The 15,534-nt window shown below is 69.2% G+C and carries 9 protein-coding genes and 1 pseudogene; 9 read left to right on the forward strand and 1 reads right to left on the reverse strand.

The window, feature by feature from the left end; genetic code table 11:
• Positions 1–106 precede the first annotated feature (106 nt).
• The 3 genes from AC3ETA_RS20335 to AC3ETA_RS20345 all read left to right on the forward strand — a co-directional run bounded on the left by AC3ETA_RS20335 (position 107) and on the right by AC3ETA_RS20345 (position 2,232).
• A complete protein-coding gene (locus AC3ETA_RS20335) occupies positions 107–1,036 on the forward strand; it encodes an NADP-dependent oxidoreductase (RefSeq protein ID WP_432194327.1) in 930 nt (309 codons plus the stop codon).
• A gap of 36 nt (positions 1,037–1,072) precedes the next feature.
• Positions 1,073–1,753: an SDR family NAD(P)-dependent oxidoreductase gene (locus AC3ETA_RS20340; protein ID WP_432194328.1), complete on the forward strand. Its 681-nt coding sequence runs from the start codon at positions 1,073–1,075 to the stop codon at positions 1,751–1,753.
• Positions 1,754–1,860: 107 nt separating this feature from the next.
• Positions 1,861–2,232 carry a DoxX family protein gene (locus AC3ETA_RS20345; protein WP_432194329.1) on the forward strand — a complete coding sequence of 124 codons (372 nt, stop codon included), beginning with the start codon at positions 1,861–1,863 and terminating at the stop codon, positions 2,230–2,232.
• Positions 2,233–2,703: 471 nt separating this feature from the next.
• Here AC3ETA_RS20345 and AC3ETA_RS20350 read toward each other — a convergent pair whose 3' ends face one another.
• Positions 2,704–3,207: a TetR/AcrR family transcriptional regulator gene (locus tag AC3ETA_RS20350; protein WP_432194330.1), complete on the reverse strand. Its 504-nt coding sequence runs from the start codon at positions 3,205–3,207 to the stop codon at positions 2,704–2,706.
• Between the two features lie 1,309 nt (positions 3,208–4,516).
• On the opposite strand from AC3ETA_RS20350, the pseudogene AC3ETA_RS20355 reads away from it, so the two are divergent.
• From AC3ETA_RS20355 to AC3ETA_RS20380, 6 genes and pseudogenes are all read left to right on the forward strand, one after another.
• Positions 4,517–6,250 (forward strand): annotated as a pseudogene (locus AC3ETA_RS20355) (RICIN domain-containing protein); the annotation flags it as partial.
• Between the two features lie 709 nt (positions 6,251–6,959).
• Positions 6,960–9,038, forward strand: a complete 2,079-nt coding sequence (locus tag AC3ETA_RS20360) for an RICIN domain-containing protein (protein WP_432194331.1) — start codon at positions 6,960–6,962, stop codon at positions 9,036–9,038.
• 588 nt (positions 9,039–9,626) lie between these two features.
• The gene (locus AC3ETA_RS20365) at positions 9,627–10,304 is read left to right on the forward strand and encodes an SDR family NAD(P)-dependent oxidoreductase (protein ID WP_432194332.1); all 678 of its coding nucleotides are present in this window, start codon (positions 9,627–9,629) and stop codon (positions 10,302–10,304) included.
• Positions 10,305–10,542: 238 nt separating this feature from the next.
• Positions 10,543–11,430 carry a dioxygenase family protein gene (locus AC3ETA_RS20370; protein ID WP_432194333.1) on the forward strand — a complete coding sequence of 296 codons (888 nt, stop codon included), beginning with the start codon at positions 10,543–10,545 and terminating at the stop codon, positions 11,428–11,430.
• Positions 11,427–11,864, forward strand: coding sequence for a nuclear transport factor 2 family protein (locus tag AC3ETA_RS20375; protein WP_432194334.1), 438 nt, complete (start codon positions 11,427–11,429; stop codon positions 11,862–11,864). Before AC3ETA_RS20370 ends, AC3ETA_RS20375 begins: the two co-directional genes overlap by 4 nt.
• Before the next feature lie 632 nt (positions 11,865–12,496).
• The gene (locus AC3ETA_RS20380; RefSeq protein WP_432194335.1) at positions 12,497–15,472 is read left to right on the forward strand and encodes a helix-turn-helix transcriptional regulator; all 2,976 of its coding nucleotides are present in this window, start codon (positions 12,497–12,499) and stop codon (positions 15,470–15,472) included.
• Positions 15,473–15,534 lie beyond the last annotated feature (62 nt).

The following is a 15,534-nucleotide window of genomic DNA, read 5'->3' on the forward strand; positions in this document are numbered from 1 at the left end:
ACCTCCATCCTACCGAACTGGAACGGTCGACCCATTTATGGTTATGCTGGCCCCATGGAAGCGGGAAGGCCGTTTCACTTATTGACAGGTGGATGCTGTGCATGCCGTGACACTTGAAGCCGTCCCCGGTAGCCCTGCGCTGACCTCGGTCGACACCCCAGTCCCGGAGGCCGGCGAACTGCTGGTGAAGGTGGCCGCCGCCTCGCTGAACGGCATCGATGTCGCCACGGCGGCGGGCTACATGCAAGGGATGATGGAGCACCGGTTCCCACTGGTGCTCGGCAAGGACTTCGCGGGCACCGTCGAGGCCGTCGGTGAGGGCGTGGACGGCTTCGCGGTCGGCGACGCGGTCTTCGGTGTGGTAGCGAGGCCGTACCTCGGCACCGGTTCGTTCGCGCAGTACGTCACCACCCCGGCCGCCTTCGGCGTCGCCCGCATTCCCGTGGGGCTGAGCGTGCGTGACGCCGGCGCGCTGGGCCTGGCCGGAACCACGGCGCTGGACAGCCTGAACGCCGTGGCCCTGGCCAAGGACGAGGCCGTGCTGATCTCCGGCGCCACCGGCGGCGTGGGGGCGCTGGCCGTGCAGCTCGCCGTCGGCCGCGGCGCGACGGTGATCGCGACAGCGCGCGCCGGTGAGCGGGCCGACTTCGTCGCCGGTCTGACCGATGCCGATGTGCACGTGGTCGACTACACCGAGGACCTGGAGGCTCAGGTCCGCCGGATCGCTCCGGACGGCGTGGACGCGGTGCTCCACTTCGCGGGCGACGGGGTCCGGCTGGCAGGCCTGCTGCGGGCGGGCGGGAGGCTCGCAGCCACAGGGGGCTTCACCCAGGACGCCGTCGAAGGTCTGGATGTCACCGTCCACGCCATGATGGCCAATCCGACTCCGCAGACCCTCGACGCACTGGCCGAGGACGCCGCCTCGGGCGCGCTGCGGGTACCGGTCACCGCCACCTACCCGCTGGAGCAGGTACCGGACGCACTCGCCGCCTTCAGCGCCGGCAAGCTCGGCAAGCTCGCCGTCACCGTCTCCTGACGCCCTCCCAGCCCACACCACGAGAGAGATCTGACTGTGCCCACCATCGCCATCGTCGGCGCCGGCCCCGGTATGGGCCTGGCCATCGCCCGCACCTTCGGCAGCCGCGGCTTCGACGTCGCCCTGATCGCCCGTACCAAGGAGAAGCTCCAGACGCTGGTCGACGAGCTCGGCCGGGAGGGCATCACGGCGGCCGCGTTCCCCGCCGACGTACTCGACCGCGCCTCGCTCACCGACGCACTCGATGCCGCCAAAGCGCGCTTCGGCGGCATCGACGTACTGGAGTACTCCCCAGCCCCGCACTCCCCGGTACCCGGCTTCACCATGGCCACCCCCTCCCAGGCAACGGTGGACAACCTGCAGCCGCAGATCGAGTACAACTTCTACGGCGCCGTCGCCGCCACCCAGGCGGTCCTGCCCGCCATGCGCGAAGCCGGCGCCGGGACCCTGCTGTTCACCACCGGCGCCGGCTCGGTGGACCCCAACCCCATGCTGGGCAACGTCAACGCGGCAGCGGCAGCCCTGCGCAACTGGGCCGTCAACCTGAACAAGGAACTGGCCGGCACCGGCGTGTACGCCGCCCATGTGGCGATCGGTGCCTGGATCGGCGGGGGCGGCCCGGAGGGCGCCCCGACGGCCACCGCCGAGGAGATCGCCCCCCTCTACTGGGAGCTGCACGAGAGCCGTGACCGCTCCGAGGCCGTCTTCACGGCCTGACCTTCGCCCCCCCGCAGGCTTATGTTCGCCGCCCACACGGGCGGCGAACGTGTCCCATCCCTCATTCCCATCCTCCTGCCCGCTCAAGCCGAAGGACTCTCCGCCCCATGAACGTCTTCCTGTGGATTCTGCAGGCCATCCTCGCCGCCATGTTCGCCATGGCCGGCGTCATGAAGTCCACCCAGCCCAAGGACAAGCTGGCCGAGAAGCTGGCCTGGGTGAACGACTTCTCGCCCGCCACCGTCCGTTTCATCGGCGTCGTGGAGTTCGCCGCCGCTCTCGGCCTGATCCTGCCCGCGGCCACCGACATAGCCCCCGTACTCACCCCGCTGGCCGCGAGCGGCCTCGTGATCACGATGATCCTCGCCGCCATAACCCACGCCCGCCGCAAGGAACCCCCGGCGATCGTCTTCAACGCCGTCCTGCTGATCCTGGCCGCCCTGGTCGCCTGGGGCCGCTTCGGTCCCTACTCCTTCTGACTCCTCCTCCAGGATCGCGCCGCAGCCGGGGCAGGTTGTGGCGCGATCAGGGTCGATGAGGGCCAGGTTTCAGAGGGGTCGGCGCAGCGCCGGCGGCTGATGACACCTTGAGTCTCATGCCAGTCGCTGGGGCGGCCGCCCCAGCGACTGGCATGCGGCGAGCACGGCGCCCAACCTCTGCACGGTGGCGCCGAACGCCACGGGAGTGAATCATCGCCGCTGCGCGCGGTCGTCCAACTCAACAGTGCGAACGTCTCCATGGCCTTTCTGCCCCGCCAGCCTGGAGCAGCCCTTCGCGCTGCGTCATTGGCTGTGTCGAGACCCCCCACGACCTACCTTGAAGCGAAGCACGGCCCGCCCGACCGGAGCGGGTCACAGGCCACTTCAGGCAATCACCTGACTCGCTACCCGTGAGGCGATACCGGACACGGCATGACGCCCGGTGTCACTGCGGCGGGCAGTCGGCTGGCGTCAGCGGGGTGTTATGCCGTCAAAAGCGATGTCAAGAGCGCGCGTGGCCCCATCGGCCGCCGACTCGACCGCGGTCGCGATGGCGTTGGCCATGATGAACAGTTCCGCCGGTTTCACGTCCGCTCGGGCTGTGTCATGCGCGCGGGCATCGGCGAGCAACTCCGCGAGGGTCGCCTCCAGCGGCTCGTGCCAGTTGCCGACGAAGTCCTCGCTCTCTACGACGGTGCTGAGTGAGGCCGAGGCCAAACCTTGGCGGCTGGCCAGGTAGTCGACCAGGAGCCCGAGCCAGGCCCTGAGCGCCTGGCCGTCGTTCTTGGTCTCCAGCAATTCGCGGGCAGCGTCACGGAGTGCGCCGACGTCGGCGGAGTACACCTCGACCAGCAGGGAGTCGCGTGTGGGGAAGTGCCGGTAGAGTGTGGCGTTGCCCACTCCCGCGCGGCGGGCGATGTCATCCAGCGAGACGTCCGGTCCCTGCTCCGCGACGGCTTCACGAGCGGCTGCCACGAGGCGTTCGTAATTGCGGCGGGCGTCTGCCCGCAGTGCCCGGGGCGCCATCGCCCATCACCTCATAATCGGGGAACCCTCCGTTTAGCCTACCACCGGGATATCGGACCCCTGGGCCGGTCAGACGATCCCACGCCTACCCACTCCCGCGGGGAATCGGTTGATGACCGGATCCGAAGACGCGCTCCGGACGGTCACCGCGCGCTTCAACGCCACGTTCAACCAGAAGGACCCCCGAGCCGCCGCAGTCAGCCTTCCCATGGACAGCACTTGAACTCTCGCGCAGCGGCGCCCTATCGGCCGAGCACCACCAGCCACTGGTCACTGTCGAACCGCCGGCCCAGTTCGCGACGGGGGGATCAGCTCGCCGGCAACTCCGCGAAACCGGCCCCCTCCAGCCGGGAGGAGGACAGAACTTCCCGCCGGACGAGGTCAGGATGGACGCATGGTTGTGGGCCGCCCAGCATGACGGGGACTTCGCACGTTGCGCGGACCGCCGGGATCGCGCACCGATCGTCGTCCACATCACGCCGTTCCGGGGCCAGATCCTCGCAATGAAGACAGCAACCGCCGACGCCGCCGGGGCATACCAACCCGCTTGCTCACCGGGGAGCGCCAAGGAGTCGCAGAGGTCTCGGAATCAGCCGCCCCTCCCCCGCGACGACGCCGGGGCCGGCCTCCCAGACTCAGCACCAACTGATGGCGAGAACCTTGAGAACGGTTTCGACGAGCGTCGTCACCGAGGGCAACAAGACGAACACAACAATTCTGTGCCGGCGTACGGGCTGTGGTGCGCTCGTCAGGGAAGCCCCGGTACTAAAGGAATGCCGAGTCAGCGCTTCCGCCCAGCAGTGTTGAAGTCCCTGACAGCCAGGGCGATCGGCTCTCCACACCTCGCGCCCTGGTGTCGCTCTCCGAGTACCGCGTGGATGGCCGCCGCAAAGGGGACCGCGGCGGAACCGGGGCCTGGTTGCCGCTTCCAGGACGCAGCCGGTCGGGGCTGACCCCACAGTCACGCCCTCGGTTAGAAAGTGTGCGGTTTCGTTCGAGTAATCGCCGATCACCGACGTTACTCCACAATTCAGCGTTGCACGGGTCTTGACTCCGGCGTGACGGCCGCCACAGACTCCGCCTGACCGCGCAGTCGTACGGCTTGGTATGACCGCGCGGTCATACCAAGCCGTACGACTGCGACTCCACGGCCGAGTGTGGGACCCGACGCCGTGAAGATGGAGAAGTTATGTACAGAGGAAAAGCAGCGAAGGCGCTGGGAACCTTCGCCGCGGCAGCTGCGATGCTGGTGATACCCATGGCCAGTGCGCAGGCGTACAGCCCGACGGGCGGGGTCATTTACCAGCTCGGGGACGAACCGTGCCTCAAGGGCCGGGGCAACTGCGCGATCTATGTGAAGTCGGCGCAGCTGCCCGGCGGACGTCTCGTCGCGTCGTTCGAGAAGGCCACGGTCGTGCCGGAGACGGGCAGCGCCGACGGCGAGACCCTGCCTATCTACAAGAGCGACGACTACGGAACGTCGTGGCAGCCACTGTCGGAGGTCGAGGCTCCGGCGTACCTCTCCGACGACCCCAAGTACGCGAAGTACACGAGCAACTGGGGGGCGCCGTACCTCTACACGCTTCCGCAGGACGTCGGCGACCTGAAGAAGGGCACGCTGCTCCTGGCGAGCGTCGTGACGGGCGACGACCACTACTACCTGGAGCACAAGGCGGCCGACCCGAACTGGACGCCGTCCAACGACGGAGACCGCAGTGACGTGGCGATCGCGCTGTTCTCCAGCACCGACGAAGGCGTGACGTGGGACGTCCTCAACATCGTCGCGACGGGCGGCTGGCAGGGCGGCAGCGCGGGCGCGGTCGGCAGGAATGTCGCCGCCGCGAACAAATACCGGCAGGTGGACCCCCTGTGGGAGCCTTACCTGATGGTCCACGAGGGCCAACTCGTGTGCTACTACTCGGACGAGAACGACTATATCGGCTTCGACCCGGTCACCGGGGTTCCCACCCTGGACCCCGCGAACGACACCGCCCCGGACTCCCACGGGCAGATCCTCGCCCACAAGACGTGGGACGGTCGGAGCCCGCAGTGGAGCGACCCCGTCGTCGACGTGGCGGGCCTGACCCAGAACATGGGCGGCGGCAAGACGGAGATCGGCGGCGGCCGGCCGGGCATGACGAACGTCGTCCCGACCGCGGACGGCAAGTGGCTCCTCACCCTCGAGTACTGGGGCGGCGGAACCAACACCCGGTACGTGCTCGCCGACGACCCGCTGAAGTTCTACCTCGGCTCCCCCACGGGCACGGGCGTCACCTCGCTGCCGGTCGATGCCGGTTCCCGTCCCCTCGCGGCCGGTGGCAGCCCTGTCATCATCAGACTGCCCGACGGGCGCCTCGCCTACAACGCCGCCAGCAGCGGCAACGTCTGGATCAACGAGAGCGGACGCAGCGACGGCGTGTGGAAGGAGTACCAGACGACCTCGCGGGCCGGCTACACCCGCAACCTTCAGTACGTCGAAGGCACCGGCCGCATCTCGATCCTCAACCACCAGGGCACCTCTACGCTCCGCTACGCCGAAGTCGACTTCGGCCGTTCCGAGGGGGCCTACTACCAGCTCGTGAACCGCAGGACCGGCCAGGTGATCGGTACCGGGAACAAGACCAACGACGCCAACATCGGCAACGGGGACGTGCCGGACGTCCGCCTGGAGGACGCCGGCTCGGTGGCGAACAAGGACACGCAGTACTGGCACCTGGTCACCAAGGCCGACGGCGCCCTGACGCTGCTGAACAAGTCGGGCGGCCGTGCCGCCGGCATCTGGACGGCGAATCCGACGGCCGGCCAGCGGATCGGCCAGTGGGCCGACGACACGCCCGCGGGACTGTGGAACCTCGTCAAGACCGCTGACGGGTACTACAGGTTCCAGGCCGCGAAGAACACCAACGTGTATCTGACCGGTGCCTCCGCCGGGGCGCCGCTCACCCTGCAGAACGCGGTCGAGGACGGCTCGCAGGAGTGGCAGCTCGTCCAGCAGGCTCCGGCCTCCGCTGACCTGACGAAGGACAGGCGGTCCCAGCGTCTGATCGCGGGCAGCGTCGGGAAGGACAGCACCGTACGTCTGAACGCCGCCGCGTCGGATCCCGCGGGCACGGCCCTGCACACGGGCAAGACGGGCCACGCCTACGCGTTCGCGGCCGACGGGAAGGTCACGGACCTCGGTCCGGTCCCCTTCAGCGAGGACCAGAAGGGCCACGTGACCCTTCCGGAGAGCCTCGCGGCCGGGCAGGTGAAGATCGCCGTGGTGTTCGACGACACGCCGTTGATGTGGGACGCGACCAGAGTCCGGGCCACCGCCACCAAGCGATGAGCTGAAATCTGCCAGGCCAGGGCTGAAGCGCCCGCTTGCCGGACCTCAGCCCTGGCCTGGCCGGACGCTTGGCGGGCGCGCCGCTCGCCAAATATCGAATATATCGCCTTCCCGGCGAAGGGCGATGGCGGCAAGTGGGGGTGCCACCGGCGCGCTGTCCCGCCCACCTGCGCTCACCCTGCCCCCGGCTGCGCAACTTTCGGTCTCGGACGATCCGGGACGACTTCTTGACCGTCGAGATTCGGACAGTCTAGAGATCTCGCCACTCAATGTTTACGTAAACATCCCTTACCCCTCGGAGCCGCACCATGCGGGCCTCGATCTCTGTGTCCCGTCGGGACGTGCGGCGCACACAAGAGTTGGAGCACTCGAGATGGCACACCGCACCCGCTTCAGACGGCTCCTGGGAGGCATGGGCATCACCGCCCTTGCGACCGGGACCGTCCTGGCCACCGCCTCGCTGCCGGTCGCCCACGCGGAGACGGCCACCGTCTCCGTCACCGTCCGGCTCGACCCGTCGTACAAGCAGGAGAGGTTCGAGGGCTGGGGCACCAGCCTGGCCTGGTTCGCCAACGCCACCGGCGACTACCCAGACGAGATACGGGAGAAGCTCGCCCAATTCCTCTTCGGGGATGACGGCCTGGCCCTGAACATCGCCCGCTACAACATCGGCGGCGGCAACGCCCCGGACGTGAAGGACTACCTCCGTCCCGGGGGAGCGGTCGAGGGCTGGTGGAAGGCGCCCGAGGGCACCACCCGCACGGACACCGACTGGTGGAGCGCCGACGACCTCGCCGACTGGAACGAGAACGCCGACGCCACCCAGCGCTGGTGGGTGGACCGGATCAAGAAGGACATCACGCACTGGGAGGCGTTCAGCAACTCGCCGCCCTGGTTCATGACCGTCAGCGGCTATGTCTCCGGTGGCTTCAACTCCAAGGCCGACCAGCTCAAGACCGAGTCCGTTCGCGACTTCGCGGCCTACCTGGTGGGCGCCACCGAGCGGTTGGAGAAGGCGCACGGCATCAAGGTCGACACCCTGGAGCCCCTCAACGAGCCGAACACCGGCTACTGGGGCACCACCTTGGGCGCCGACGGCCAGCCCGTCGCCAGCCGTCAGGAAGGCGCCCACATGGGCCCCGAACTCCAGCAGAAGGTGATCCTCGCGACGGCCGCGGAGCTCGCGAAGTCCCACACGAACGCCAAGATCTCCGCGATGGACGAGACCAACCCGGGCCTGTTCGCCACCAACTGGAACTCCTACCCCCAGCAGGTCCGCGACGCCGTGGGCCAGATGAACGTCCACACCTACGGCACCGGGCAGCGCACCGCAGTCCGCGACCTGGCCAAGTCGGCCGACAAGCCACTGTGGATGAGCGAGGTCGAGGGCGACTGGGGCGATGGCCAGAGCTTCACCGACATGCGCCCCGGCCTGGGTCTCGCCCAGCGCATGGTGGACGACCTGCGTGAACTGGAGCCGCGTGCCTGGGTGTTCTGGCAGCCCGTCGAGGACTACGACAACATGAAGCCCGGCGGCGAGTCCGCCAAGGGCGGCAACTGGGGCGAGATCCAGCTCCCCTTCAACTGCACGGCGCAGGACACACTGGAGACCTGCCCGATCCGCACGAACACCAAGTTCGACACCGCCCGCAACTTCACCCACTTCATCAAGCCTGGCGACCAGCTGATCAAGACGGACAGCACCTCCAGCACCGCGGCGCTCTCCAAGGCGGGCGACGGGGTGACGGTCGTCCACGTCAACAGCAGCACGGGGGCCCGGTCCGTCACGCTCGACCTGTCGAAGTTCGCCGACTTCGCCGCCGACGCCACCGTCACCCCGGTGGTGACCAGCGCCGGAGGCAAGCTGGAGCAGCAGGAGCCCGTCCCGGTCACCGGCGCGCAGGCCACCGTCACCGTGCCCGCCCAGTCCGTGACCTCCTTCCTCGTCGGGGGAGTCTCCGGCGTCGCGAACGACGCGGCCGAGCTGCGGAAGGGACACACCTACCGACTGACCGGCGTCCAGAGCGGCAAGGACCTCGCCGTCGCCGATGACGGCACCGGCCTGGTCATCAGGACCGTCGACACGGCCACGCCCAGCAGCCGGCTCTGGCATCTGGACCAGATCAGCCGCGACACCGGGAACCGGAAGCGGTACGTCTTCACCAACCCGCAAGACGGCAAGCGGCTGGCTGTTCGCGACGGCGCCCTGCTGGTCGAGCCCGACGAAGGCGTCCGCGACACCGCCGCCCGGTGGACCATGTCGTCGACCGGCGACGGCACCTGGACCCTCGTCAACGCAGCCACCGGCCAGCTCCCGGACGTGTACGGCCAGTCCAGGAACGACGGAGCCCCGGTCGGCGTGTGGTGGCCGAACTCCGGCTCCAACCAACGCTGGAGAGTCACCGACGTGACATCCGAGGCCGCTCCGGACGACAGCCCCTCAGCCGAGTAGCGGCCTGACACGACCGCCCCCCCAGGACGCCCCGGCTGCCCCACGTGTTCCATGGCCGCCTTGGGCCGTCATGGTCCAGGCTTCGTACTGTGCGCGGGAGGGTTCACAGGGGCCGGCGCGCGGATGACGCGGATCAGGGCGGCCAGGCGGGCGCGAGGCGACCGGCATGCCCAAGTCGTCGAGTTCGACGATGCGGACAAGGTCACTTCCGGACATCGGTCATGCGCGGACTCGATGCGCGACCGCGTAGCAGCCCGGCCGGGTGACGTTCCTGTCTGCCGATGCGAAAGCCATCGGGCTGCCCACTGCCGGGCATCCGCGTTGGTCGGGTAGCCCGGGGCATCTCAGCCCCGGGCTACCCGACCAACCGAGAATCCGCGTCTGGACATGGGGCATCCGGGCGTGGTGCGCGCGGCGTCGCCGCGGTGGCCAGCGTCAGGACCCACACCACCAAAGCAGCAATCGGATTGCCCTATCCATTTCTGTGGTACGGTATTGACATCAACCGGAACGCTCTATCCGGATCGATAATCGGATAAACCTATCCAGATCTTGTCTCCCTCTCGTCTCTCCCGAAAGGACTCTGCTGTGACCAGCATCGCCATCGTCGGAGCCGGCCCCCAGCTGGGCCTGGCCATCGCCCGCACCTTCGGCACCCAGGGCCTCAACGTCGCCCTGATCTCCCGCGACCGCGACAAGCTCGACGGCCTCGTCACCACCCTCACCGCCGAAGGCATCACCGCCGCCGCGTTCCCCGCCGACGTCCTCGACCGCGACGCCCTCACCCAGGCCCTCAAGGACGCCGCCACCCGCTTCGGCAGCATCGACGTACTCGAATACTCCCCCGTCGGCACGATCGGCTCCACCACCCTGACCACACCCACCGCGACCCAGCCGTCCGACGTGCAGCACGAGATGGAGTTCCAGCTCTACGGAGCCATCACCGCCACCCAGGCGGTCCTGCCCGCCATGCGCGAAACCGGCGCGGGGACCCTGCTGTTCACCACCGGCGCCGGCTCCATCGACCCCGTCCCCCAGGTCGCCAACGTCAACGCCGCCGCAGCAGCCCTGCGCAACTGGGCCATCAACCTCCACAAGGAACTCGACGGCACCGGCATCCAAGCCGCCCACATCGGCATCGACGTCTCCATCGGCATGTCCGTCGTCCCCGGCTTCCCCACCGCCAAGCCCGAACAGATCTCCCCCGTCTACTGGGACCTGCACACCACCAAGCGCGACCAGGCCGAACTCGTCTTCAGCCTCTGACACCACACCGAATCTCGTGACCAGCCCCACCTCGAACCTTGATCGCGCCGCGGCGTTCCGGTCTGCGGCGCGATCAAGGAGGAGGGTTCCGTCGCGATGGACATCACCGGCCGCCCGATCGCGGCCTCCAGCGTCATGAAGCCCGCCGAACACGGTGAGCGGCTCATGCCCTGATATCTGCGGCCTGCTGAATGCCTCGCCGGCCGCATCCCCCCACTTCTTCGAGGAGCGGACCCTCATGACCACGACCACCGACCCGTCCTACGTCGACCCGGCACTGATCAACCCCCGCGCGGTACGTCTCGTCAATGGGTTCAAGGACTTTCTGGCCCGCATGCGTGACGAGGAGGGACTGACCTACGACGAATTCAGCGTGGCCGCCGATCTCCTGCAGAGGGCCCAGGCAAACACCGGCGCCCCCCTGGCGATGATCTTCGGCCCGCTCTACAGCGAGGTCTGGCTGGGCGACCGGGACGGCTACACCCCCGGAGCGGGCGTCGACGCCTTCACGGTCATCCCCGGCACACCCCACATCGGCAACCCCGGCACCCTGCCGATGCGGCCGGACGAGCCCGGCACCCCGCTGTTCGTCTCCGGTCGCGTCCTGGACGGCCACGGGGGGCCGATCGCGGGCGCCAGGCTGGAGATCTTCCACGCCGCCGACAACGGCAACTACTCCGGGCTGTACGACGACGGGGTGCCCAAGTACAACCTGCGCGGGCACCTGTTCACCGACGCCGACGGCCGCTACGCCTTCACCACCATCACTCCGTCGTCCTACGCCGACCCCCACCTCACGGAGGTCGACGGAGTCGCCGAGGCCTGCGCGGCCCTCGGGCGCAGCCTCTACCGCCCGGCCCACATCCACTACGAGGTCCACCACGCCGATCTGATCACCCCCTGGGCGGGTGAGGTCTACTTCAAGGGAGACCCTGTCATCCCCGTCGACTTCGTCGGCGGGACAAAGGCTCCTCGTTCCCTGCAGGCCGACACCGTCCTGCACGAGGATCCCGCGGGCATAGACGCAGCCGGCCTCCAGGGCCCCTACCGGACGACGGAGTTCGATTTCGTCCTCAAGACCCGCACCAGCCCCGACACCGTCTCCCCCAAGGAGACGACGGCATGACCCGTGAGGACGCGACCGCTTGGGCGCTGTCCCGGCTCAACACCGCCTTCTACCATCACTACGACCGCCGTCAGCACGACGCGGTGCTCGGATTCTTCACCTCCGACGCCGTGTACGAGCTGCGCGGACTCAGGATGCAGGGACATACCGAGATCCTGGACGGGCTGAACGCCCGTCCGGGGCCCGAGCAGACCATCCGTCACATCATCGGCGCCGCTCACTTCCACACCCTCGGCGACACCACCGCCCAGGGAATCATCACCGTACTCGGGTACGGCGGGATCACACCCACAGAACCAGGGCCCGCTCCCTACACGATGGAGTCCGGCGGACACATCTTCGAACTCGTCGACCACTACCGTCTGGAAAAGGGCCGCTGGAGGATCTCCCACCGCACGGGCCGCCAGATACTCACCCCGACCCACGCCGGATAGTCCGCACCGGGGGCGTCGGTCAACGGCAGGCGCTCCCCTGACGCCCTGGTGCCACGGTGCGATCACGGCCCGAAGGACGCGCCGGCATGAGAAGGGTCAGAGCGAAGACGGCACTCGTCATCGTTTCCTGCCGGGCCGGCCGTCGGCCTCACCTATGAGGGGACTCCGGCCGACGTCCACCGGGCACGCGACGACCGGGGTCGGGCGGGCGCTCCGGCGTCACCTCCGCCTCCATCGCCGTCGCCGTCGCCGTCGCCGTCGCCGTCGCGGATTGCATCGGCCCGCCGAAGACATCGCCCTCTGTCGCAAGTTGGCCGCCCTCCTCGGCGGCCGTATCAACCCGCTCCTCGACACCGACCGGTTCGCCTTGTGGGCGCGGTGCCGACGCTGAGGCGCCGCGGCACTCGCGGGTTTCCGGTGTGGCGGCCGGAGTCCAGGCCACGGAGGGCAGGCGACACAACGGCCCTCTTGTCGCGACCGATGCCCGGCCGGCAGGGGCAGCATGATTGCTCTGGCGCAGAATGTGGCCTGGCCCGTCACGCCAGTGAGATGCGTCGCTTAGTCTCCTGTCGGTGGCGTGCGGCGTTACGTCTCCGTGTCCAAGACCCAAGGGGAACCTGGAGGCGCTGGTAGTGACACCGTTGGGAGAGCCCGGCGAAGGTCCAGGATTTGCGCGTGTCGCGGAACGCGGCGATCCGGCCGATGCCGTCGCGGTCGGGGTAGGCACTCAGGCCCTCGTCGGCCGGGACGACGCCCTCGCCGGTGTGACGCGGGCGCTGCGGTCCGGACGGTCACTGGTGCTCATCGAGGGCGAGCCCGGTATCGGCAAGTCCCGGCTGCTGCACGAGGCGCTCAAGGACGTCGCCGACGACGCCCTCTTGCGCGCCTCGTGCCCGCCCCTGCCCGAGCCGTTCCCGCTGGGGCCAATCGTGGACGGGGTGCGGCGTCTGCGACCGGCGCCGTCCGAACTGGGACTGAGTTTGCTCGCCGGCGCGTTGCGGCCATGGTTCCCCGAGTGGGCCGACGAGTTGCCTGCGGCACTGGAGGCGCTGGAGGAGCCGAAGGAGACCCGGCACCGGCTACTGCGCGCGATGACAGAACTGGTCGAGCGGCTCGGCGTCGCGACGCTCGTCGTCGAGGACGCGCACTGGGCGGATTCGGCGACGCTGGAATGGCTGCTCACCCTGTGCGCCACCGGTGACCAGCGCATATCGATCGTGCTGACGTACCGCCCGCACGACATCCCGGCGGGATCCCTGCTGCGGCGGCTGACGTCCCGCCGCCCTGTCGGCATGACCCTGACCAGGCTCGATCTCCCACCACTGGATGTACGGCGGACCGGGGAACTGGTGCGCTCCCTCCTCGGCGCGGACGAGGTCTCCCAGCAGTTCGCCGCTTTGCTGCACCAGCGCACCGACGGCGTCCCCCTGGCCATCGAGGAGACGATCCGGTCGATGCGTGAGCGCCGCGACATCGTCCACCAGGATGGCGAGTGGATTCGCCGGGCAATCGACGAGTTACACGTGCCGCCCACACTGCGGGACTCGGTGCTGGAGCGGGTTGACCGGCTTCCCGCGGAGGCGCGGCGAGTGCTGGAAGCCGCCGCGGTGCTGGGCGAGCCGGTCGACGTGACATTGCTCGAGGCGGTTGCCGACGTGGGCGAGGAGCCCGGGCGGCAGGGAATCGCGCGCAGCCTTGCCGCAGGCCTGCTGCGCGATGTCGGTGATGGCCGACTGGCGTTCCGCCATGTGCTCGACGCGGAGGCGGTGGCGGACGCGATCCCGGCGTCGGAGCGGTGGCGGCTGCACCAGCGCGCCGCGGAGAACCTGCGGAAACTCGACCCGCCACCGGTGGCCCGGCTGGTCCGGCATCTGCGCGAAGCCAACGACATGAACGGGTGGTCGGCCTACAGCGAGCAGGCCGCGGATCTGGCCTGGGAATCGGGTGACGACCGCACTGCCGTGGCACTGCTGCTCGTGGTGTTGACCGAGGTCGAGCACCCTGTGGAGGCGCGGGTCCGCCTGGTACGGAAGATCGGGCGGTTCGCGGCGGCCGGCGGTACCTCGTTCGGTGCCAAGGCGACGGACGTCACGAGCGCACTGCGCCTGGTCCTCTCCGACGTCGGACTCCCGGCCGGTGACCGCGGTGAGATCAGGCTGCTGCTGGGGCGCCTCCTGCTTCAGCTGGGGCAGTTCGACGTCGTCTACCAGGAGGTCGAGGCCGCGGTGCCCGACCTTGGCGCCCAGCCCGCCCTGGCGGCCAAGGCGATGCTCTCCTTGGCGCTGCCACGTGGACCGTGGCCCGCGAGAGCTCACCTGACCTGGCTGGACCGCGCGAACGGACTGATATCACAGGTGGGGACGCGGGCGGAGCTGCTGGACCTGACGATCGACCGAGCATCGATCCTGTTGATGTTCGGCGAGGCTGCCGGATGGCAGGCGGTACCTGAGGTCACACTTGACGCGCGGACCGAGGACGAGCGTCGGCAAGTCGCACGCGGCTTGATCAATTTCGGCCACATGGCGATCGCCTGGGGACTGTACGAACAGGCTGAGCAGTTCCTCGCCGACGCTGTCGAGGAGATCCACGCGACCGGATACACGCGGCTGCTCGGCATCGCCAGCAGCACGCGAGCCCGGCTGGACTGGTACACCGGCGCATGGTCGGGCCTGGCGGAAAACGCCGCGGCTGTGTCGGAGTCCGCTGCCAGCCTGCAGGAGGCGAGGATCGAGGCAAGCGGGATCCTCGCGCTGCTGGATCTGGTCGAGGGACGCCGGGACACGGCCGAACGAGGACTGCGCGACCTGCTCGACGAAACCAGCCGGCGCGGCATGGTGGACGCCATGGTCGTCCCCGCGGCGGCCCTGGGCCGCTCCGCACTGCTCGACGGAGCAGTCGACGAGGTCCTGGACCTCACGGCTGAGATGCTCGCGACCATCGAGCGCAAGAACCTGTGGCTGTGGGCAACCGATGTGCTTCCCGTCCGGATCGAGGCACTGATCGCCGCCGGCGCGGACGCCGACGTCGACGCGCTGCTCGGGCAGTTCGCCGTCTGGCTCGGCGGTCGGACCGCGCCGGCGCCCGCCGCGGCGTTTGCCACCTGCCAGGCCATCGTGGCCGAGGCCAGGCGCCTCGACGACGCCGCCGCGCTGTTTGCCGACGCCGCGGCGGCGTGGGCAGCGCTGCCGCGGCCGTACGACGAGTTGCTCGCCCTTGAGCGCCGCGGCCGGTGTCAGCTCGCCGCGGGCCGGCAGGACGAGGCGCTGCGGCTGCTGTCGGACGTTGAGCGGCGGCTGCGTGAGCTGGGCGCGAAGCGTGACGCCGACCGGGTTGCCAGGCTGCTGCGGGAGTACGGAACCGGGGTGGTGCGCACATGGCGGCGTGGCCCGCAGGGCTACGGCGACCAGCTGTCTCCCCGCGAGCTGGAGGTGGTAGGGCTGGCCGCGCGGGGCATGACGAACCGGCAGATCGCCGACACGCTGTACATCAGCCACCGGACGGTCGGGCAGCACCTGTCCGGGGCGATGCGCAAGCTCGGCACCTCGTCCCGTACCGCGCTGGTGGTGGCGGCCTCCAGAGCAGGGCTGCTGCCGTCGGAGCCGGAGTGATGCATGCCGACGGCGATCGGTGGCCCCTTTCGCAGTGGGCACCGATCGCCGCCGGTTCGTCC

The organism is Streptomyces sp. bgisy027, assembly GCF_057710365.1.